Source organism: uncultured Limimaricola sp. (assembly GCF_964022235.1).
Taxonomy (GTDB): Bacteria; Pseudomonadota; Alphaproteobacteria; order Rhodobacterales; family Rhodobacteraceae; genus Limimaricola.
Genome location: NZ_CAXHZL010000003.1, coordinates 117415 through 136054 on the forward strand (window position 1 = coordinate 117415; position 18640 = coordinate 136054).

The 18640-nt window shown below is 66.7% G+C and carries 19 protein-coding genes; 10 read left to right on the plus strand and 9 right to left on the minus strand.

The window, feature by feature from the left end; genetic code table 11:
- Positions 1 to 57 precede the first annotated feature (57 nt).
- Positions 58 to 924 carry a glutathione-dependent disulfide-bond oxidoreductase gene (gene yghU, locus AADJ02_RS05185; protein ID WP_341211933.1) on the minus strand — a complete coding sequence of 289 codons (867 nt, stop codon included), beginning with the start codon at positions 922 to 924 and terminating at the stop codon, positions 58 to 60.
- 254 nt (positions 925 to 1178) lie between these two features.
- On the opposite strand from yghU, the gene nhaC reads away from it, so the two are divergent.
- Together nhaC and AADJ02_RS05195 are read left to right on the plus strand one after the other, a co-directional pair.
- Positions 1179 to 2687, plus strand: coding sequence for a Na+/H+ antiporter NhaC (gene nhaC, locus AADJ02_RS05190; protein ID WP_341211934.1), 1509 nt, complete (start codon positions 1179 to 1181; stop codon positions 2685 to 2687).
- 123 nt (positions 2688 to 2810) lie between these two features.
- Positions 2811 to 3080, plus strand: coding sequence for a DksA/TraR family C4-type zinc finger protein (locus AADJ02_RS05195; protein ID WP_341211935.1), 270 nt, complete (start codon positions 2811 to 2813; stop codon positions 3078 to 3080).
- Between the two features lie 42 nt (positions 3081 to 3122).
- On the opposite strand, the gene modC is transcribed toward AADJ02_RS05195, so the two are convergent.
- The 4 genes from modC to AADJ02_RS05215 form a co-directional block, all read right to left on the minus strand.
- Complete coding sequence (gene modC, locus AADJ02_RS05200) at positions 3123 to 4187, minus strand: molybdenum ABC transporter ATP-binding protein (protein ID WP_341211936.1); 1065 nt, start codon at positions 4185 to 4187, stop codon at positions 3123 to 3125.
- Positions 4184 to 4876: a molybdate ABC transporter permease subunit gene (gene modB / locus AADJ02_RS05205; protein ID WP_341211937.1), complete on the minus strand. Its 693-nt coding sequence runs from the start codon at positions 4874 to 4876 to the stop codon at positions 4184 to 4186. Before modB ends, modC begins: the two co-directional genes overlap by 4 nt.
- Complete coding sequence (gene modA, locus AADJ02_RS05210) at positions 4873 to 5652, minus strand: molybdate ABC transporter substrate-binding protein (protein ID WP_341211938.1); 780 nt, start codon at positions 5650 to 5652, stop codon at positions 4873 to 4875. The genes modB and modA overlap by 4 nt, the downstream gene beginning before the upstream one ends.
- 62 nt (positions 5653 to 5714) lie before the next feature.
- Positions 5715 to 6839 carry an acetoin utilization protein AcuC gene (locus tag AADJ02_RS05215; protein ID WP_341212221.1) on the minus strand — a complete coding sequence of 375 codons (1125 nt, stop codon included), beginning with the start codon at positions 6837 to 6839 and terminating at the stop codon, positions 5715 to 5717.
- Between the two features lie 137 nt (positions 6840 to 6976).
- Here AADJ02_RS05215 and AADJ02_RS05220 point away from each other — a divergent pair, with 137 nt between their 5' ends.
- The 5 genes from AADJ02_RS05220 to arsH all read left to right on the plus strand — a co-directional run bounded on the left by AADJ02_RS05220 (position 6977) and on the right by arsH (position 12333).
- A complete protein-coding gene (locus AADJ02_RS05220; RefSeq protein ID WP_341211939.1) occupies positions 6977 to 7468 on the plus strand; it encodes an NUDIX hydrolase in 492 nt (163 codons plus the stop codon).
- Positions 7469 to 7537: 69 nt separating this feature from the next.
- Positions 7538 to 7960: a DUF1178 family protein gene (locus tag AADJ02_RS05225; protein WP_341211940.1), complete on the plus strand. Its 423-nt coding sequence runs from the start codon at positions 7538 to 7540 to the stop codon at positions 7958 to 7960.
- A gap of 69 nt (positions 7961 to 8029) precedes the next feature.
- Positions 8030 to 9268 (plus strand): aspartate kinase, encoded by a 1239-nt coding sequence (locus AADJ02_RS05230; protein ID WP_341211941.1) that lies wholly within the window; start codon positions 8030 to 8032, stop codon positions 9266 to 9268.
- Positions 9269 to 9310: 42 nt separating this feature from the next.
- Positions 9311 to 11566 carry a putative PEP-binding protein gene (locus AADJ02_RS05235; protein ID WP_341211942.1) on the plus strand — a complete coding sequence of 752 codons (2256 nt, stop codon included), beginning with the start codon at positions 9311 to 9313 and terminating at the stop codon, positions 11564 to 11566.
- A gap of 59 nt (positions 11567 to 11625) precedes the next feature.
- Entirely contained in the window at positions 11626 to 12333 is a 708-nt protein-coding gene (arsH, locus tag AADJ02_RS05240; RefSeq protein ID WP_341211943.1) for an arsenical resistance protein ArsH, read from the plus strand.
- On the opposite strand, the gene AADJ02_RS05245 is transcribed toward arsH, so the two are convergent.
- Both AADJ02_RS05245 and AADJ02_RS05250 read right to left on the minus strand, forming a co-directional pair.
- Positions 12330 to 13145 carry an EcsC family protein gene (locus AADJ02_RS05245; protein WP_341211944.1) on the minus strand — a complete coding sequence of 272 codons (816 nt, stop codon included), beginning with the start codon at positions 13143 to 13145 and terminating at the stop codon, positions 12330 to 12332. The two genes, arsH and AADJ02_RS05245, sit on opposite strands and share 4 nt — an antisense overlap.
- 42 nt (positions 13146 to 13187) lie before the next feature.
- A complete protein-coding gene (locus AADJ02_RS05250) occupies positions 13188 to 13676 on the minus strand; it encodes an N-acetyltransferase (RefSeq protein WP_341211945.1) in 489 nt (162 codons plus the stop codon).
- A gap of 134 nt (positions 13677 to 13810) precedes the next feature.
- Between AADJ02_RS05250 and AADJ02_RS05255 the strand changes: the two genes are divergently transcribed.
- Entirely contained in the window at positions 13811 to 14416 is a 606-nt protein-coding gene (locus AADJ02_RS05255; protein ID WP_341211946.1) for a flavin reductase family protein, read from the plus strand.
- Positions 14417 to 14512: 96 nt separating this feature from the next.
- Here the strand turns inward: AADJ02_RS05255 and AADJ02_RS05260 are convergent, their stop codons facing one another.
- The gene (locus tag AADJ02_RS05260) at positions 14513 to 16105 is read right to left on the minus strand and encodes a SulP family inorganic anion transporter (protein ID WP_341211947.1); all 1593 of its coding nucleotides are present in this window, start codon (positions 16103 to 16105) and stop codon (positions 14513 to 14515) included.
- A gap of 201 nt (positions 16106 to 16306) precedes the next feature.
- Here AADJ02_RS05260 and AADJ02_RS05265 point away from each other — a divergent pair, with 201 nt between their 5' ends.
- A complete protein-coding gene (locus AADJ02_RS05265) occupies positions 16307 to 16837 on the plus strand; it encodes an adenine phosphoribosyltransferase (RefSeq protein WP_341211948.1) in 531 nt (176 codons plus the stop codon).
- A gap of 134 nt (positions 16838 to 16971) precedes the next feature.
- Positions 16972 to 17154, plus strand: a complete 183-nt coding sequence (locus tag AADJ02_RS05270; protein ID WP_341211949.1) for a CsbD family protein — start codon at positions 16972 to 16974, stop codon at positions 17152 to 17154.
- Positions 17155 to 17228: 74 nt separating this feature from the next.
- On the opposite strand, the gene AADJ02_RS05275 is transcribed toward AADJ02_RS05270, so the two are convergent.
- Entirely contained in the window at positions 17229 to 18638 is a 1410-nt protein-coding gene (locus tag AADJ02_RS05275; RefSeq protein WP_341211950.1) for an FAD-binding oxidoreductase, read from the minus strand.
- Positions 18639 to 18640: the final 2 nt, after the last annotated feature.

An 18640-nucleotide genomic window follows, 5' to 3' on the forward strand; every position in this document is an offset into this window, starting at 1 on the left:
ATGGAAAAGGCCGGTGCGTCGAAGCACCGACCTTTAAGATCTAGCGGATCGAACGGTTCAGCCACCAATCTTGTCCTGCGTCCGGGTTTCGAAGTCCTGCGCCGAATGCCGCTCGTGCAATTGCAGCGCCGGGTCGCCGAAGCTGCGATTGACCATGCGGCCTCGTTGCACCGCCGGTCGTGCGTCGATGGCGCGGGCCCAGCGCATCACATGGGTATAGCTCTCCACGTCAAGGAACTCGGCCGCGTCATAGAGGCGTCCCAGCACCAACTGGCCGTACCACGCCCATATCGCCATGTCGGCGATGGAGTATTCGCCCGCCATGAAGTCGCGGTCAGCCAAATGTCGATTAAGCACATCGAGCTGGCGCTTGGTCTCCATGGCGAAGCGGTTGATCGGATATTCGTATTTCTCGGGCGCATAGGCATAGAAATGGCCGAAGCCACCTCCGAGATAGGGCGCGCTGCCCATCTGCCAGAACAACCAGCTCAGCGCTTCGGTGCGCTGGCCCGGATCCTTGGGCAGGAAGGCCCCGAATTTCTCCGCGAGGTGCAGCAGGATCGCGCCCGACTCGAAGACGCGCTGCGGCGTATCGCCAGAGCGGTCGAGCAATGCCGGGATCTTGGAGTTCGGGTTGATCTCCACGAAGCCCGAGCCGAACTGGTCACCGTCGCCGATATTGATCAGATAGGCGTCATACTCGGCGCCCCCGTGCCCTGCCTCGAGCAGCTCCTCGAACAGCATCGTGACCTTCACCCCATTGGGCGTCGCCATAGAGTAGAGCTGAAACGGATGCTCGCCCTCGGGCAGCACATTGTCGTGCGTGGCTCCGGCAATGGGACGGTTGGTCTTGGCGAACTGGCCGCCGTTCTCGGCGTCCCAAGTCCAGACCTTGGGCGGGGTGTAGTCGGGGAGATCCTTCATCGCGGCAATCCTGTGGTTGTGGCGTGTTGTTTCGATAGATGTCCCCGGCACCCCTTCCTGTCGAGGGACTTGCCCCGCACAATCCGGTGCGCTTTCCCGCACGACCGCCCGATCCGGCTGCAATCAGGGCCCCGAGCGGTTCCATTTGCCTTCGAATGAGGCGCGTTTCAGCCCGAATTCCCCTACCCCGGTGGCAATTCCCCGCTAATTCCCCCATAAGCCGCCCTTTGAAACAATCAGGAGAATGCTCCCACGTGACCGATAGAAACCTGCCTTCCCTCGGACTGGCCCTGTTGCCGGTCGTGCTGACGCTCGGTCTTCTGGCCCTGCAGCTCTTTTATTTCGGCGACTTCACGCCGCATATTCCGCTGGTGATCGGATTGGCCATCACCGGCCTTCTGGGCGTGCTGCGCGGCCAGAAATGGACCGACATCCGCGAAGGCGTGTTCCACGTCATCCACGTCTCCCTCCCCTCGCTTTCCGTTCTGATCGTGGTCGGCATGATCATCGGCGTCTGGATCGCTTCGGGCACCGTGCCGACGCTGATCTACTATGGTCTGACACTGCTGAACCCCTCGATCTTCCTTGCCGCTGCGATGATCCTCTGTGCGGTCGTGTCGCTGTCGCTGGGCACCTCCTGGGGCACCGTCGGCACCATTGGCGTGGCACTGATGGGCATCGGCGCGGGCTTTGGCATCCCGGTCTACTGGACCGCCGGTGCGATCGTCTCGGGCGCCTTCTTCGGCGACAAAATCTCGCCGCTGTCGGACACTACCAACCTCGCCCCCGCCGTGACCGGCGTGAACATCTTCGACCACATCCAGAACATGCTGCCGACCACCGTGCCGGCGATGCTGATCGCTCTGGGCGTCTACCTCGTCGCGGGCTACGGGCTGATCGAGCCTGCCGAGACCTCGCTCGAATCGATCACCCAGATCACCGCGCGTCTCGAGCAGGACTTCGCCCTCGGGCTGATCCCGCTGACCCCGGCCCTTCTAGTCATCGGCCTCGCGCTGTTCCGCCAGCCGCCTCTGCCCTCGCTCTTCGCGGGCGTGCTTCTGGGCGGCGTGATCGCGATCTTCCAGCAGGGCGTCGGCCTGCATGACGTGTTCACCTATGCGCAGTCGGGCTATTCGATCGAAACCGGCATCGCCGATATCGACGCGCTGCTGAACAAAGGCGGCATCCAGTCGATGATGTGGACGATCTCGCTCATGCTGATCGCGCTGGGCTTTGGCGGCGCGCTCGAGCGCACCGGTTGCCTCGAGTCGATCATCCTGTCGATCGTCAGCAAGGTGAAGAGCTTTGCCGCGGTGCAGTCCTCGGCCATCTTCACGGCCTTTGCGACCAATGTGGTGGCGGGCGATCCCTACATCTCGATCGCGCTGCCGGGCCGGATGTACGCGCCGCTCTATCGCGGCATGGGCTACTCCACGCTCAACCTCAGCCGCGCCGTCGAGGAAGGTGGCACGCTGATGAGCCCGCTGATCCCCTGGAACGCAGGGGGTGCCTTCGTGATCACCGCGCTGGGCCTCGGCATCATGGACGGCAACCTCGAGAACCTGCTCTACATCCCGCTGGCCTTTGCCTGCTGGACCGCGCCGGTGATCGGCGTGTTCTATGCCGTCACGGGGCTGTTCTCGCCCAAGGCCTCCGACAAGGACCGCGCCAATTGGGCCAACGACAACGAGGACATCATGGATCTCACGGAGCATGACCACCTCGGCGACCCCGGCCCTGCCCGCGAAGCCACGCCGATCTGATCGACGGCACATCGCATCATCGAACGCCCCGCCCTCACCGGCGGGGCGTTTGTCGTCTCGGGGCTTGGTTGATCGCCCATCCTGCCTATCTCGAAGGGGGAACCCGAGTGGAAAGGACATCACATGGCCGGAGGTTGGGCCCGCGACGGCGCCGTGGAAGAGCAGATCGAAGCCTCGATCAACGACGAGCTGAGCCGAATGAAGGCGCGGCGCGGACCTGTCGGAGACAGCCGCACGCATTGTGCCGAATGCGACGAGGAGATCCCCGAGAAGCGCCGCGCGGCGATCCCGGGAGTGAAGCTTTGCATCGATTGCCAGCAGGGGCGTGACGCGCGGCCCCAATCGCGCGGCGGCTTCAACCGGCGCGGCTCCAAGGACAGCCAGCTGCGCTGATCGCCAAACTGCGATTCGAAGAGAGGGGCGGTTAGCCGGCTCTCAGACCGCCCCGCCCACGTCCTGCGGTGCGACCGCGCTCGCCTTGACGATGGCCCAGAGCCGCAGTCCCGGCTCCAGTCCAAGCACCCTTGCCGAGCGGCGGGTGACGCGGGCGAGCAGCCGGTCCGTGCCACATTGCAGCCCCACCGCCACGCCCTCGGGGCCCTCGTCCAGCGCCGTGACCTCTGCGGGCAGGATGTTCAGCGCGCTCAGCCCCACGGGGCGGTCCCGGCTCAGGATCACATCCTGCGCAGAGATACGCAGCCGAAGATGCGTGCCAAGGCTCCCCAGCCGGCCCGGCAACACGATTCGCCCACCCGACAGCGCCAGCTCGGTCAGCCCGTCGATCCGGTCGAGCCCGGCGATGCGCGCATGCACCACTGCCCCCGCCTCCTGCGCACCGATCATGCCAACCGCGGCGGGGTCCGACAGCACCTCTGAGACGGCACCGACGCGCTTCACCGCGCCCGCCTCCATCACCACCACAGTGGTGGCAAGGCGCGCCACTTCGGAGGCGGCATGGCTGACATAGAGGATCGGCAGTCCCGCTTCGTCGCGCAGCCGCTCCAGCCACGGCAGGATCTCGGCCTTGCGCTCGGCATCGAGCGCCGAGAGCGGTTCGTCCATCAACAAAAGGCGCGGGTCCGACATCAGCGCCCGACCAATCGCCACCCGCTGCCTCTCGCCCCCCGACAACGCCGCAGGGCGACGGTCGAGCAGTTCCGCGAGGCCGAGCATCTCGATCACCCGGTCGCGGTCATGGGTGCCACCGTAGGCGAGGTTCTTGGCCACGGACATGTGCGGAAACAGCCGCGCATCCTGAAACACATAGCCAATGCGGCGACGATGAACTGGCACGTCGACCCGCGCGGCCTTGTCGAAAAGCAGCGCACCGTCGATCTCGATCCGGCCCGCGTCGGGGCGGAGCAACCCCGCGACCGCGTTGATGACGCTGGTCTTGCCAGAGCCCGATTTGCCAAACAGCGCGATGACACCGGGTGCGGCCTCGAACACGGCGTCGAGATCAAAGGCCCCGAGCCGTTTTTTCACGTGAATCGCGATCATGCCGCGACCCGCCGCGCGATCCGGCGCGACAGCCATTCGGAGATCAGCAGCGCGCCCATGGCGAGCGTTACCGACACCGCGACGAGCCTGAGAGCGGCACTTTCGCCGCCCGGCATCTGCAAGAAGGCATAGATCGCGGTCGGAATGGTGCGGGTTTCGCCGGGGATGTTCGACACGAAGGTGATCGTCGCCCCGAATTCGCCCATCGCCTTGGCAAAGGCGAGGATCGCGCCCGCCACCACGCCGGGCAACGCGAGGGGCAGCGTCACCGTCACGAAAACCCGCAACCTTGAGGCCCCCAGCGTCGCCGCTGCCGCTTCAAGTTCCGGCGACACCGCCTCGAAGGCGAGCCGCATGGGCCGCACCATCAATGGGAACGCCATGATCGCGGCGGCCAGCGCCGCCCCGGTCCAGCGAAAGGTAAAGGAAATGCCAAGAGGCTCCAGCAGCGCGCCCAGCGGCCCTTGCCGTGAGAACCCGATGAGCAGCAGGTAGCCCGTCACGACGGGAGGCAGGATCAGCGGCAAATGCACGAGCCCGTTCAGGAACTGCCGCCCCGGAAATCGCCCCTTGGCCAGCGCCAGCGCGCACAAAAGCCCCAGCGGCAGGCTCGCGGCGACCGCCGTGGCCGAGACCTTGAGCGACAGCTGCACCGCTTGCCATTCCTCGGGGCCGAGCCATTCGGTCACTCGGTGGGCTCCATGTCGGGCAGGCCGGCGTTGGGAAGCGTGAACCCCGCTGCCGCAAAGATGTCCCCCGCCTCGGACCTCGACAGAAAGTCGAGAAACGCCGCCGCCTCTGGGTCCGCGCCACCGACGAGAGCTGCCGGGTAGAGGATCGGGGGATGGCTGTCTTCGGGGAACGCCCCCACCACCGTGACGCGCGGCTCTTCGGCGGCATCTGTGGCATAGACGATCCCATACGGAGCGGCCCCGCTCGCCACCAGCGCCAGCGCCGCACGCACGTTTTCGGCCTGCGCGACCCGAGGCTCCACGCTGTCCCAAAGCCCGAGGCTTTCCAAGGCCGCGCGACCGTATTGTCCGGCGGGCACGGCATCGACGAGCGCCATGGCGAGGCGACCCGAACCCAGCATTGCGGCGAGGTCCAGATCGGGGTCGATCTCGACTGCCTCCGCTTCGGCACCCGAGGCGATCAACACGAGGCTGTTGCCGAGCATGTCACGGCGGCTTTTGGCCTCGATAAGCCCGGCCCCGGCGACGTCGTCCATCCAGTCTTCGCTGGCCGAGATGAACAGATCGGCGGGCGCGCCCGCCGCGATCTGCCGCGCCAGCGCCGAACTTCCGGCATAGGACACGATGACCTCCGAACCGCCCTGCGCCTCCCAAGCCTCGACCACCCGGTCGAGCGGGCCACCGAGGCTTGCCGCCGCGAAGGTCAGGATCTCGGCCTTGGCTGCGGCTGGAAGCGCCAGCAACAGCGCCGCGAAAAGGGGTTTCACCAGCATCGTCCACCTCGTGTCATGCCGCGTCTCTCGCATCCCGCGCCCCTGCCCTGCAAGTCCGCGCCTCAAGACCAGGCCACCAGTCGTGCCTCGAGCGCCGCGACGCGAACGCGCAGGGCGTCGGAGATGTCGCCCGGACGCGGCGCATCGACCAGCGTCGTGAGCCAAGCCTCCGGCGGCAGCTTCACCCGCTTTTGCCCGTGCCACTCAAGCCCACGCAGCACCGCCTGCGCCTGTGCGTTCAACTGCTTGGGTATCTCGCGCCCCGACAGCACGCCCCAAGCGGCGGTCCAGAGCCGTCCCACGCCCCACGGGTTATAGCCGCCGCCGCCCAGCAACAAAAAGCGCGGCGCGAGCGGAAGCAGCCCCCGTAGCACGTCCAGATGCGCGTGCCCCGACATGGCCAGCCGCGATTGCGGATCCTCGAGCAGCGCGTCGGCCCCGCATTGCAGCACGATCGCATCGGGGCGAAACGCCGCCACGGCGGGCAGGATCACCCGGTCGCGTGCCAGCGCCATCGCGTCGTCGCCGGACCCGGAAGGAAGCGGCAGGTTGAACACCTGCCCCGCCCCTTCGTCCGCCACCGCCCCCGTACGCGGCCAGCGGTTTTCTTCATGAGTTGAGACAAGCAGCGTGTCGGGATCCTGTGCGAACCCAGCCTCTACCCCATCGCAGTGATGTGCATCGATGTCGACATAGGCGACGCGCCGCGCGCCATGTGCCTTCAGCGAGAGGATCGCGAAGACCGGGTCGTTGAGATAGCAAAACCCGTTGGCCCGGTCGGGCAGCCCGTGATGCGTGCCGCCACCGGGCAGGTGCAGCCGCCCGCCATGACGCAACAGCTCCCCCGCCAGCAGCGCGCCGCCCACCCCCGTGGCCGGACGGCGGTACATCTCGGGAAACACCGGGTTCGCGGGCGTACCGAGATGATGGCGATCGCGAGTTTCGGGCGCGACCTGCTGGCTGGCCTCGGCAGCGAGCAGCGCATCGATATAATCGGGCGTGTGAAAGGCATGGAGAGCCGCAGGCTTGGCCCGCGGGCTGCGGATATAGACCTCTGGCGGCAACCAGCCCAAGCCCCGCGCGAGGTCCATGACGGTCGACACGCGCGGCACTCTGAGCGGGTGCCAGTCGCCGTAGGAGGAGCCTCGGTAGATTTCAGAGCCGATGAAACGTGCAGGCGGCGTCATGTCACTCCCTTGGCGCAAACCCTGCGCGATCCGTCGCAGCGTCATGGCCACGTTGCCGCAGATAGCGCCCGCGACTCTCTTGCCAGCCCCTGCCCTGTCATGAAACCTCCAGTCACCCCCGCGACCCGAGAGGCCTCATGATCCAGCTTCCGCTCCGCGTCGCCAAGCGGCACCAGCGTCTCGGCCGCACCCAGTTCGCGGCTCTGCCCTGGCGCATAACCGGCGATTCGGTCGAGTTCTGCCTCGTCACCAGCCGCGGGCGTGGCCGCTGGATCCTGCCCAAGGGATGGCCCATGGATGGTGCCACACCGGCCGAGGCCGCGGCCACCGAGGCGCGTGAGGAGGCCGGATTGGTCGGTTTGACCGAGGATCGCTGCCTTGGCGTGTGGTCTTTTGTGAAGGGCGGGGCCAAGACCGGCGCGCCGCATTTCGCGATGGTGTTCCCGGTGCAGGTCACGCAGGTGCTCGCCGATTGGCCCGAACGCGGCCAGAGGCGGCGCAAGTGGTTCACCCGCGAGCGCGCGGCGGCCAAGCTCGACGCGCCCGAGTTGCGCCAGATCGTGCTGGCCTTCGACCCCGCACCGCAGCGGCCCTTGGTGTCGCAGACGACACCGCACGCGGCCCCGTGATCCGGCGCGCTTTGCACCTGATCGCTCGAGCGCCTATCTGAAGCGTATCTGCCACCGGGATGCCCGCCGATGATCCGCTATGACCTCACTTGCAAGAACGGCCACGCCTTCGATAGCTGGTTCGCCTCGGCGGCCGCCTACGACGCGCTGGACAAGGCCGGGCAGCTGTCCTGCGCGGTCTGCGGCGACGCGCGCGTCAGCAAGGCGCTGATGGCGCCTGCGGTGAGCGAGAGCGCCAAGCCGCCGGCGCGGCGGCTCTCCGAGCCAGGCAACCCGCTGGAAAAGGCGATGGCCGAACTTCGGCGCAAGGTCGAGGCGACCTCCGACTATGTGGGCGACTCCTTTGCCCGCGAAGCGCGCGCCATGCACGAAGGCAAATCGCCCGAGCGCGCGATCCACGGCGAAGCCCGCGTCGAGGAGGCCCGCCGCCTGATCGAGGACGGCATCCCCGTGGCCCCGCTGCCCTTCGCCCCGAGGCGCAAGACCAACTAGGTTTCATCGCGCATTGCCCTCGCGTCGCCCCGCCGCTATGGAGGCGCCGAAATCTGCGCGGGGAGAGCCATGTCGGTCCTGGTGATGAAATTCGGCGGCACCTCGGTCGCCACGCTCGACCGGATCCACCGGGCCGCGAAACGCGTGGCCGTCGAGGTGGCCAAGGGGCACGAGGTGATCGTGATCGTCTCGGCCATGGCGGGCAAGACCAACGAGCTAGTCGGTTGGGTGAACGAAACCTCGCCCATGTTCGACGCGCGCGAGTACGACGCCGTCACCTCCTCGGGCGAAAACGTGACCGCAGGGCTGATGGCGCTGCGGCTTCAGGAAATGGATATCCCGGCGCGCAGCTGGCAGGGCTGGCAGGTGCCGGTGCAGACCACCTCCGCGCATAGCGCCGCGCGCATCCTTGACATTCCGCCCGAGAATATCCGCGCGAAGTTCGCCGAAGGCATGAAGGTCGCAGTCGTCGCAGGCTTTCAAGGTGTGAGCCCCGAGGGTCGGATCACCACGCTGGGGCGCGGTGGTTCGGACACCACGGCCGTGGCCTTTGCCGCCGCCTTCGAGGCCGAGCGTTGCGACATCTACACCGACGTGGACGGGATCTACACCACCGACCCGCGGATCTGCGAAAAGGCGCGCAAGCTCGACCGGATCGCCTTTGAGGAAATGCTCGAGCTGGCCTCTCTGGGGGCCAAGGTCCTGCAGACCCGCTCGGTCGAGCTGGCGATGCGTTACAAGGTGAAGCTGCGCGTGCTGTCGAGCTTCGAGGAACAGTCCGACGAGGCCGGAACGCTCGTTTGCGACGAGGAGGAAATCATGGAAAGCAATGTGGTCGCCGGTGTCGCCTATTCGCGCGACGAGGCCAAGATGACGCTCATCTCTGTGGCCGACCGGCCCGGCATCGCCTCGGCGATCTTCGGCGCTCTGGCCGATGCTGGGGTCAACGTGGACATGATCGTCCAGAACATCTCCGAGGAAGGTCGCACCGACATGACCTTCTCCTGCCCCAACGATCAGGTGATGCGCGCCGAAAAGGCGGTCGAGGCGGCGCGCGAGCGCGGCGACATCCGTTTCAACGACCTCGTCACCGACACCGGCGTGGCCAAGGTTTCGGTCGTGGGCATCGGCATGCGCAGCCACACCGGCGTCGCCGCCGACATGTTCAAGGCGCTCTCAGCCGAGGGCATCAACATCAAGGTCATCACAACCTCGGAGATCAAGATTTCCGTGCTGATCGACCGGAAATACATGGAACTCGCCGTGCAGGCCCTCCATGATGCCTTCGGGTTGGACAAGGCTGCCTGACCGGGATCACCTCCCCCCGGACATGGCAGTGAAAGGGCGGCGATGGTCGATCGACTGGTAGAATCCGAGAGCCGCAAGCTTCTGGGTCGCCTCTCTGCGGTGATGGCCGAGGGCGGCGCCGGACAGGCGCGACTTGACAGCATCGTGAGCCTCATCGCCACCTCGATGAAGACCGAGGTCTGCTCGATCTACCTGTTTCGTGACGCCGAGACGCTCGAGCTTTGCGCCACCGAAGGTCTGATGGCCGAATCCGTGCACCAGACGCGGATGCGGTTGGGCGAGGGTCTCGTCGGGCGCACCGCCCGCACGCGGCAGGTGGTCAACACCGCCGACGCCCCCTCCGAGCCGGGATTCCGCTACATGCCCGAGACCGGCGAGGAGCGGTATTCGAGCTTTTGTGGCGTGCCGATCCAGCGGCTGGGTGAACCGCTCGGCGTGTTGGTCGTGCAGTCGAGGGATGCGCGGCAGTTCACCCCGGACGAAATCTACGCCCTTGAAGTGGTCGCCATGGTGCTGGCCGAGATGACCGAACTGGGTGCCTTCGTCGACACCGGAGCGGCTCTGTCGGCGCGGCATCAGCAGGCGGTGATGTTCCGGGGCACCTCGGGACAGGAGGGCGCGGCCGAGGGCCGGGTCTGGCTGCACGAGCCGCGCGTCGTGGTCACCAACCCTTTCGCGGAAGACCCGGCGCTTGAGCTGGTCCGCCTGCGCGCCGCCATCGACGAGTTGCGCGTGACGGTCGACGAAATGCTGTCCGGGGCGACGACCGCCAACGCCGATCAGGTGCAGGTGCTCGAAACCTACCGCATGTTCGCCAATTCGCGCAGCTGGATGCGGCGCATGGAAGAGGACATCGAGAGCGGTCTTTCGGCCGAGGCCGCCGTCGAGAAGGAACAGTCGCTTGCGCGCTCGCGCATGAACCGCTCGGGCGACAACTACATGCGCGAGCGGCTATCGGATCTCGATGACCTGTCGAACCGGCTGCTGCGCATCCTCACCGGGCAGGGCCGCGACACGGGCGCCGAGATGCCGGACGATCCGGTGCTGGTCGCACGCAACATCGGCCCCGGCGAGCTTTTGGAATACGGCAAGAAGCTCAAGGGTATCGTTCTCGAAGAGGGGTCGGTCGGCAGCCATGCCGCGATCGTCGCCCGCGCTTGGGCGATTCCGCTGGTGATCCACGCCAAGAACATCACCCAAGAGGCGCTGAACGGTGACGTGATCCTTGTCGACGGCGATCAGGGTGCCGCGCATCTGCGCCCCGAGGAAACGGTCAAGACCGCGTTTCGCGACAAGATCGCGATGCAGGCGCGCGCCCTCGAACGCTATGCCTCGATCCGCGATCTCAAGGCGACGGCGCTGTGCGGCACCACCATTTCACTGCACATGAACGCCGGTCTCATGGCCGATCTGCCCTCGCTCAAGGGCTCCGGCGCCGAAGGCGTGGGCCTGTTTCGCACCGAGCTTCAGTTCCTGATCCGCAACAAGATGCCCAAGCGTGCCGAGCTCTCGGCGCTCTATTCGCGCGTCATGGACTCGGCCAATGGCAAGCGGGTGGCCTTCCGCACGCTCGACATCGGTTCGGACAAGGTCCTGAGCTACATGAAGCCCAATGACGAGCCGAACCCGGCGATGGGCTGGCGCGCGATCCGCGTCGGGCTCGACAAGCCGGGCGTGCTCCGGATGCAGTTGCAGGCGCTGATTCGCGCTGCTGCCGGGCGCCCGCTCGCGGTGATGTTCCCCTTCGTGGCGCTTCCGGCCGAGTTCCACGCCGCGCGCGCCGAGTTCGACAAGGCGATGGAGCGCGAGCGCATCCTCGGCCACCCGCTGCCCGAAAGTGTCGAGGTCGGCGCGATGCTAGAGACGCCGAGCCTCGCCTATGCGCCCGACGACTTCTTCAACGCCGTCGATTTCCTCTCGGTGGGCGGCAACGACCTCAAGCAGTTCTTCTTTGCCGCCGACCGCGAGAACGAACGCGTGCGCCGCCGCTACGACACGCTCGACGTAAGCTTTCTTGCCTTCCTCGACCATATTCTCGCACGGGCAAAAACCGGCGACACCGCGGTTTCCTTTTGCGGCGAGGACGCGGGCCGCCCGATGGAGGCGCTCTGCCTCGCGGCGCTGGGGTTCAGGATGCTGTCGATGCGCCCGGCCTCTGTCGGACCGGTCAAGCACCTAATCCGGCATTGCAATCTTCAGGCACTGCGCGGCGTCATCCATGAGGCGCGCGACAGCGGCGCGGCCTCGGTTCGACCCGCCGTCACCAAATGGCTGACCTCGCAGGGCTGGTTGATGTAAAGGTTGAACGGCGGGCCATTATTCCATATATCCAGAAATATGGAAGTTAGGAGCCTGCCATGTCCGATCTGCCCAATCTCGACCTTGCCATGCTGCCGCCGATCGACCCGGCCCTCTACGCGGCCCCCGGCGATCCGGGCCATGCGCCGCGCATTCTGATCCTCTATGGCAGCCTGCGCGAGCGCTCCTTCTCGCGCTTCGTCGCCGAAGAATCGGAGCGGCTGTTAACGCATCTCGGCGCCGAGGTGCGGCTTTTCGATCCCTCCGACCTTCCCCTTCCGGACGCCGCGCCCGACACCCACCCAAAGGTGGCCGAGCTGCGCGAGCTGGCGAACTGGTCCGAGGGCATGGTTTGGTCGAGCCCCGAACGCCACGGCGCAATGACCGGTATCCTCAAGGCACAGATCGACTGGATTCCGCTGTCTCTGGGTGGCGTGCGCCCGACCCAAGGCAAGACGCTCGCCCTCACACAGGTCTGCGGCGGCTCGCAAAGCTTCAATGCGCTCAACCAGATGCGGGTTCTGGGCCGTTGGATGCGGATGGTGACTATCCCGAACCAGTCCTCGGTCGCCAAGGCTTGGGACGAGTTCGACGCTGATGGCCGGATGAAGCCTTCGCCCTATTACGACCGGATCATCGACGTGATGGAGGAACTGGTGAAGTTCACGCTGATGACGCGCGGCAGGCCCACGCTCACCGACCGCTACTCCGAGCGGGTGGAGAGCCACGCGGCGCTGTCGAAGCGGGTCAACGCCGGCAAGATCTAGCCGCGCACCGGCATCCGGTGGCGGGCCAATGCTGCGTGGAAAGCTTCGAGCACGCGATCTTCGCCGTGCAATCGCGCCAGCCTGCGCAGGCCGAAATGCACATGCGCCACCTCGACGTAATAGTCGATGAAGGCATAGTTCGTCCCCGCCCCCGCCGCCGCACCGAGGATCGGCACTGCCTGACCCGCGAGTTTCTGACCCAACACAGCGGCAAAGCGTGGAGCGACACGCGAGATGAGCCGGTTCACCGCGACGCCGGACAAGCCAAGCCGCGCGCCGAGAAAGGCAGTGTCGATGCCATCGTCCTCCGCGCTCGGACCGCCCGCGCCAAAGACGCGTAGGCATTCGGCGCGAGTCTCCTCGCTCAGGGGGTCTTCTCCATTGGCCTCGGCCACCCGTTGCACGGCGCGAAAGATCATGGTGGTGGCCACAGGCAGCTCCGCCATCGCCGTGGTGAGACCGCCAAGCCCGCCAATGGCGCCCGAGAGCGTCGCCATGATACGTGCGGCCCCGTCGGTCCCGAAGGCCGCTTCGAGCACCCCGGCGCCATTGCCCGGCCCGCGGGTGCGGCTGGCCACGTCATAGCTGCGCGACAGCGCGGCGCGCGCGGCGGTCTCGATCCGCGCACGGGCCGGTTTCGGCAGCATCCGCATGCCGCCCTCGACCTTGTCACCCGCGAGATTGACGATCCGCATCAGCCCCCGGCCCGCGCGCGCCTGCCGCTCGGCCAGCGCCGCGATCTCGGACTTGACGGTGTCGTCCAGCGGCTGCGGCGGGGTCTCGGGGTTGATCTCGCGGATGGGTGTGCTCATGAGGCGATACTTGGGATGCGCGGGGCGGTTTTCAATCCGCCCTCAACCTTCGGCACGCGTGACTTCGCCCCGAACGCCATCCCAGGCCCCCTCTTCGAGCGCAATGCCCAGTACCCGCTCTGGATTGGTGGGGGGCGGCATGATCACGCCGTCGAGCCTCTCGAAACCGAAACGCCCGTAATAGGGTGCGTCGCCCACCAACATCATCCGGGGATGCCCGCCCGCACGGGCACGCTCCAGCACTTCGAAGATCAACAGAGCTCCGAGCCCTTCGCCCTGCCGCACAGGGTGCACGGCGACGGGGCCGAGCAACAGCGCCCGATGCGTGCCCACCTGCACGGGCCATGTCCGGATCGCGCCTGCCGCCTCGCCCGCGCGACCGCGCGCGACGAGACACAACTCGGCCTGCGGGGCCACGCCCTCGCGCAGGCGGTAGGAGGACAGCGCCTCGCGGCCCGGCGCGAAGCACAGGTCATAGAGCGCCTCGACCTCGTGGTGATCCCCGGCCTCTTCCCGCGCGATTTCGGCCATTGGTCACTCCCGCCCCTGTCGGCGATTCCGCCGCGCGCGCCCTAGCACGGCGGGGGGGCGGTGCAAACCGCTCGCACCGCTGGACCGGGCGCGATCCGGCCGCTACCTCTGGCGCGACCAAGGAGGGATTTTTGATGTTCTACCGCCCCGAGGACGGCCACGGCCTGCCGCACAATCCGTTCAACGCCATCGTGTCGCCGCGCCCCATCGCCTGGGTCTCGACCCGCGGCCCGGACGGGAGCGAAAACCTCGCCCCCTACTCCTTCTTCAACGCCGTGGCCTATGTGCCGCCGCAGGTGATGTTCGCCTCGACCTCGGCCAAGGAGGACCGCCCCTGGTCCAAGGACACGATGTTCAACATTCGCGAGACCGGGCAGTTTTGCGTCAACATCGTCGAATACGCCGCCCGAGATGCGATGAACGCGACCTCGGGCCCATGGCCCAAAGACGAGGACGAGTTCGCCCGCGCGGGCATCGAGCGCGCGGCCTGCGACACCATCACCTGTTCGCGGGTGGCGAACGCCCCCGCCTCTCTCGAATGCCGTCTGGTGCAGATCGTCGAGCTGGAGGGGGACCATAACTTCATGGCTATCGGCGAGGTGACGGGCATCCACATGCGCGACGACTGCGTGGTCGACGGCCGCTTTGACGTCACCACGTTCCAACCGCTGGCCCGTCTCGGCTACCGCGACTACGCGCGGGTGAGCGAGTTGTTCAGCCTGACCCGCCCCGGCGAATAAGCGCGAAGGGCGGCCCCATGGGACCGCCCTCTTGGCAACTTTACTCTTGAAATACTCATGGCGCATGGTCCGGTCCGGGCCCGCCACCGGGGCTTTTCAGTGCCCGCCGCCCAGAGCGCCCGGCTGAACATCGTAATCCACCGCGACGCCGTAGCTCGGATCATCGTCGCTCTCGACCACGAGCTGACCGGCGCGGCGCAGCAGCGCGTGGCAGTCGGGCGAGAGATGCCGCAGCACCAGCCGCTTGCCTGCCGCGGTGTAGCGGTCCGACATGCCTTCGATCGCGGCCAGCGCCGACTGATCGGCGACCCGGCTGTGCTCGAAGTCGACGATGACGTGGTCGGGGTCGCTCTCGACTTGGAACAACTGGGAAAAGCCTTCGGTCGAGCCAAAGAACAACGGACCCTGAACCTTGTAGACCTTGGCGCCATCCTCGGTACGGAAGGTGCGCGCGCCGATGCGGGTGGCGTTCTGCCACGCATAGGCCAATGCCGAGACGATGACGCCCGCGACGACGGCGGTGGCGAGGTCGGTGAACACGGTGATGACGGTCACCAGAACGATGACGACGGCATCAACGCGCGGCACCCGGCGCATCACGCGGAAGGTGTTCCAGGCGAAGGTGCCGATCACCACCATGAACATCACGCCTACGAGGGCGGCGAGCGGGATCTGCTCGATCACCGGCGCCCCGAACAAGATGAAGCTCAGCAGGAACAGAGCCGCCGCGGCAGCGGCGAGGCGGGTGCGCCCACCCGAGGAGACGTTGATCATCGACTGGCCGATCATGGCGCAACCGCCCATGCCGCCGAAGAAGCCGGTGACGACGTTGGCGATGCCTTGGGCCACGCATTCCTGGCTGGCGCCGCCGCGCTTGCCGGTGATCTCGGAGACGAGGTTGAGCGTCAGCAGGCTCTCGATCAGGCCGATAGCGGCGAGGATGAGGGCGTAGGGCAGGATGATGACGAAGGTGTCGAAGTTGAATGGCACGGTCGGCACCGAGAACTCTGGCAGCCCGCCCGAAATCTGCGCCAGATCGCCGACGCGCGGCACCGGCAAGCCAAAGCCGATGACGATCGCCGCGACGATGCCGATGGCGGCAAGAGGAGCGGGGATCGCGCGGGTGAGACGCGGCATGACCCAGATGATGAACATGGTGAGCGCCACGAGGCCCAGCATCAGGATCAGACGCCCTCCCGAGAGAAAGCCGCCCGTCGCCGGATCGTGGAACTGCTCGAGCTGCGACAGGCCGATGACGATGGCGAGGCCGTTGACGAAGCCGAGCATCACCGGGTGCGGCACGAGGCGCATAAACTTGCCCAGCTTGAAGATGCCAGCAAGCACCTGGAAGATGCCCATGAGCACCACGGTGGCAAAGAGATACTCGACACCGTGTTCGGCCACGAGGCTGACCATCACGACCGCGAGCGCGCCGGTGGCGCCCGAGATCATGCCGGGACGCCCGCCGATCAGCGCGGTGATGATGCCGACGAGAAAGGCCGCATAGAGGCCGACAAGCGGGTTCACCCCCGCCACGAAGGCAAAGGCCACGGCTTCGGGCACGAGGGCCAGCGCCACGGTGAGGCCCGACAGGATCTCGGTCTTGTAGTCGGCGGCCGAACTCGGCAACGCCGGGGCGTTCTCGGAGGAAACGGCATTGGCTACCACGGCCAGGGGAGATCGGCTCATCGGCTCACTTTCGCATGCTGGGTGTTCGGGCTGCGGTGCGGGCATAGCCCACGCCGTCCCTCTACGGAACCCGCAAACGCGCCGTTTCCCCGAATCGGGCTTCGCAACGGGGCGCGCGCGCATTATCAACGCGCCGCCTGCTTCGCGGGCATCAGACCTGACGCCGGGCCGCGCGCCTCGGCCCCCCAGCAAGGAGCCGTCATGGCCCATGTGACCGACTACATCCGCACCATCCCCGATTTCCCGCACGAGGGGATCCTGTTTCGGGACGTGACGACGCTATTTGCCGACCGCGATGGGCTGCGCCTCGCCATCGAGGGGCTGGTCAAGGCCTGCGAAGGGCTGGAGATCGACACGGTCGCCGGGCTGGAGGCGCGCGGCTTCATCTTGGGTGGCGCGCTGGCCGACCGCCTTGGCACCGGCTTTGTGCCGATCCGCAAGAAGGGCAAGCTGCCAGGCCGCACCATCGAGCAGGCCTACACGCTGGAATACGGTGAGGCCGTGGTCGAGATGCACGACGATGCGCTGCACGCGGGCCAGAAGGTGCTTTTGGTCGACGACCTGCTCGCCACCGGTGGTACGGCCGAAGCAGGCATTCGGCTGATTGAACGGTTGGGCGCGGATGTCGTGGCCTGCGCTTTCGTGATCGATCTCAAGGATCTGGGTGGCCGCAAACGGCTTGAGGGTCTGGGTCAGCGGGTCGAGGCGCTTTGTGGCTACGAGGGGGCCTGAGGCTCTGGCAATCGCGCGGAGTTGATCGCCCCCCTGTTCCTGCCAAGGCAACCAAGTTCAGCCCTGCTCGTTTGTCATCTATAGAGCGGGGCCAAGACGATCACCGTCAGCCCGCGTAGCGCAAGGATGTGCCTATGGGTGAGTTCATCGACAAGACGAAGGCTGCCGCCAACAAGGCCGCCGGCTCCGCCAAGGATGCCGTCGGTGAGGCGACAGGTGACGAGCAGCTGCGGTCCGAGGGCAAAGCCCAGAAGGCACGCGGCACGGCCCAGAATGTCTCCGGCTCCATCAAGGGCGCTCTGGGCGACGATATCTGAAACCGTTCAATGAAACCCCGGTCACACGCGTGACCCGAATGGCCGCAGCGATGCGGCCATTCGCTTGTCTGGGGTCAACCGCGCAGCACCGCCCCCGGATTGAGTATGCCGTTCGGATCGAGCGCCGATTTGATCGCCCGCATCATCGATAGCTTGACCGGATCGCCATAGCGTTCCAGATCCCCGACCTTGAGCCGCCCGATGCCGTGCTCGGCGCTGACCGAACCGCCGAAGCCATGGGCGAGGTCGTGGACGATTTCCTTCACGCGCCCGCGGATATCCTCGAAGTCCTTCCGATCCCGACCTTTTGGCGGGAACACGTTATAATGCAGGTTGCCGTCGCCGAGATGGCCAAAGCAATTGATCCGCACATCTCCCAAAGTGCGCAGCGCGGCACCGCCCCGTTCGATGAACTCGGGCAGCGCCGAGAGCGGCACCGAGATGTCATGTGAGGAGATCGAGCCGATGCGACGGTTGGCCTCGGGGATCGTCTCGCGGATCGCCCAGAGCGCCTCGGCCTGCGCCTCGGACGAGGCGATAACACCGTCATCTGAGAGCCCCTGGTCAACCGCCGCCTCAAAAATCGCGGTCAGGTTGTCCTCGGGCCGCAGCCCCTCGGGCAGGCCAAGCTCCACCAACACCATCCATTCGGGCAACGGATCGAGCGGCACCCGCGCATCGAGACCCGCCTCGATCAGAAACTCCGGCCCCTGCCGATGCATCAGCTCGAAGGCGGTGACGTTGTCGCCCACCCGGTCGCGGGCGAGCGCCAGCAGATCGAGCGCCGCACGTGGCGAGGCCACCTGAAACAGCGCCGTGCCGGAGGCTGCGGGCACCGGGGCCATCTTCAGCGCGGCGGCGGTGATGATGCCCAGCGTGCCTTCGGCGCCGATCATCAGGTCGCGCAGATCATAACCGGTGTTGTCCTTGAAGAGCCGCGTCAGCCCGTGCCAGACCTCTCCCTGCGCCGTCACCACCTCGAGCCCAAGGCACTGCGCGCGTGCGTTGCCATAGCGCAGCACATTGAGCCCGCCCGCGTTGGTCGAAAGCAGCCCGCCGATCCGGGCCGAGCCTTCGGAGGCGAGTGAGAGCGGGAACATCCGCCCCGCGTCGCGGGCCGCGGCCTGCACGTCGGCGAGGATCGCGCCCGCCTCAGCCACCATGACGTTCTCCGAAGGATAGACTTCTCGGATCGCAGTCATCCGTGCCAGCGACAGGATCACCGGGGCGACGCCGCCCTGCATCACCTGCCCGCCCACAAGACCGGTGCCACCGCTATGCGGCACCAAGCCGATGCGCGCTGCGTGACAGGCCTTGAGGATCGTCGCGACCTCCTCGGTCGAGCCGGGTGCCAGAAGCAGTCCCTGCCCCCGGTAGCGTCCGCGCGGCTCTTCGAGATGCTCGGGCCCCGCTTCGCGGAACGCCTCCCTTGGCAGGCGGTCTCGCAACATGTCGAGGAAGTCGGGTGTGGCGGGGTTGAGCATGG

Coding starts and splice junctions, on each gene's coding strand:
- yghU (WP_341211933.1), bottom strand. CDS start 924: ATGAAGGATCTCCCCGACTACACCCCGCCCAAGGTCTGGACTTGGGAC.
- AADJ02_RS05195 (WP_341211935.1), top strand. CDS start 2,811: ATGGCCGGAGGTTGGGCCCGCGACGGCGCCGTGGAAGAGCAGATCGAA.
- modC (WP_341211936.1), bottom strand. CDS start 4,187: ATGATCGCGATTCACGTGAAAAAACGGCTCGGGGCCTTTGATCTCGAC.
- modA (WP_341211938.1), bottom strand. CDS start 5,652: ATGCTGGTGAAACCCCTTTTCGCGGCGCTGTTGCTGGCGCTTCCAGCC.
- AADJ02_RS05215 (WP_341212221.1), bottom strand. CDS start 6,839: ATGACGCCGCCTGCACGTTTCATCGGCTCTGAAATCTACCGAGGCTCC.
- AADJ02_RS05220 (WP_341211939.1), top strand. CDS start 6,977: ATGATCCAGCTTCCGCTCCGCGTCGCCAAGCGGCACCAGCGTCTCGGC.
- AADJ02_RS05225 (WP_341211940.1), top strand. CDS start 7,538: ATGATCCGCTATGACCTCACTTGCAAGAACGGCCACGCCTTCGATAGC.
- AADJ02_RS05230 (WP_341211941.1), top strand. CDS start 8,030: ATGTCGGTCCTGGTGATGAAATTCGGCGGCACCTCGGTCGCCACGCTC.
- AADJ02_RS05235 (WP_341211942.1), top strand. CDS start 9,311: ATGGTCGATCGACTGGTAGAATCCGAGAGCCGCAAGCTTCTGGGTCGC.
- arsH (WP_341211943.1), top strand. CDS start 11,626: ATGTCCGATCTGCCCAATCTCGACCTTGCCATGCTGCCGCCGATCGAC.
- AADJ02_RS05245 (WP_341211944.1), bottom strand. CDS start 13,145: ATGAGCACACCCATCCGCGAGATCAACCCCGAGACCCCGCCGCAGCCG.
- AADJ02_RS05250 (WP_341211945.1), bottom strand. CDS start 13,676: ATGGCCGAAATCGCGCGGGAAGAGGCCGGGGATCACCACGAGGTCGAG.
- AADJ02_RS05255 (WP_341211946.1), top strand. CDS start 13,811: ATGTTCTACCGCCCCGAGGACGGCCACGGCCTGCCGCACAATCCGTTC.
- AADJ02_RS05260 (WP_341211947.1), bottom strand. CDS start 16,105: ATGAGCCGATCTCCCCTGGCCGTGGTAGCCAATGCCGTTTCCTCCGAG.
- AADJ02_RS05265 (WP_341211948.1), top strand. CDS start 16,307: ATGGCCCATGTGACCGACTACATCCGCACCATCCCCGATTTCCCGCAC.
- AADJ02_RS05270 (WP_341211949.1), top strand. CDS start 16,972: ATGGGTGAGTTCATCGACAAGACGAAGGCTGCCGCCAACAAGGCCGCC.
- AADJ02_RS05275 (WP_341211950.1), bottom strand. CDS start 18,638: ATGCTCAACCCCGCCACACCCGACTTCCTCGACATGTTGCGAGACCGC.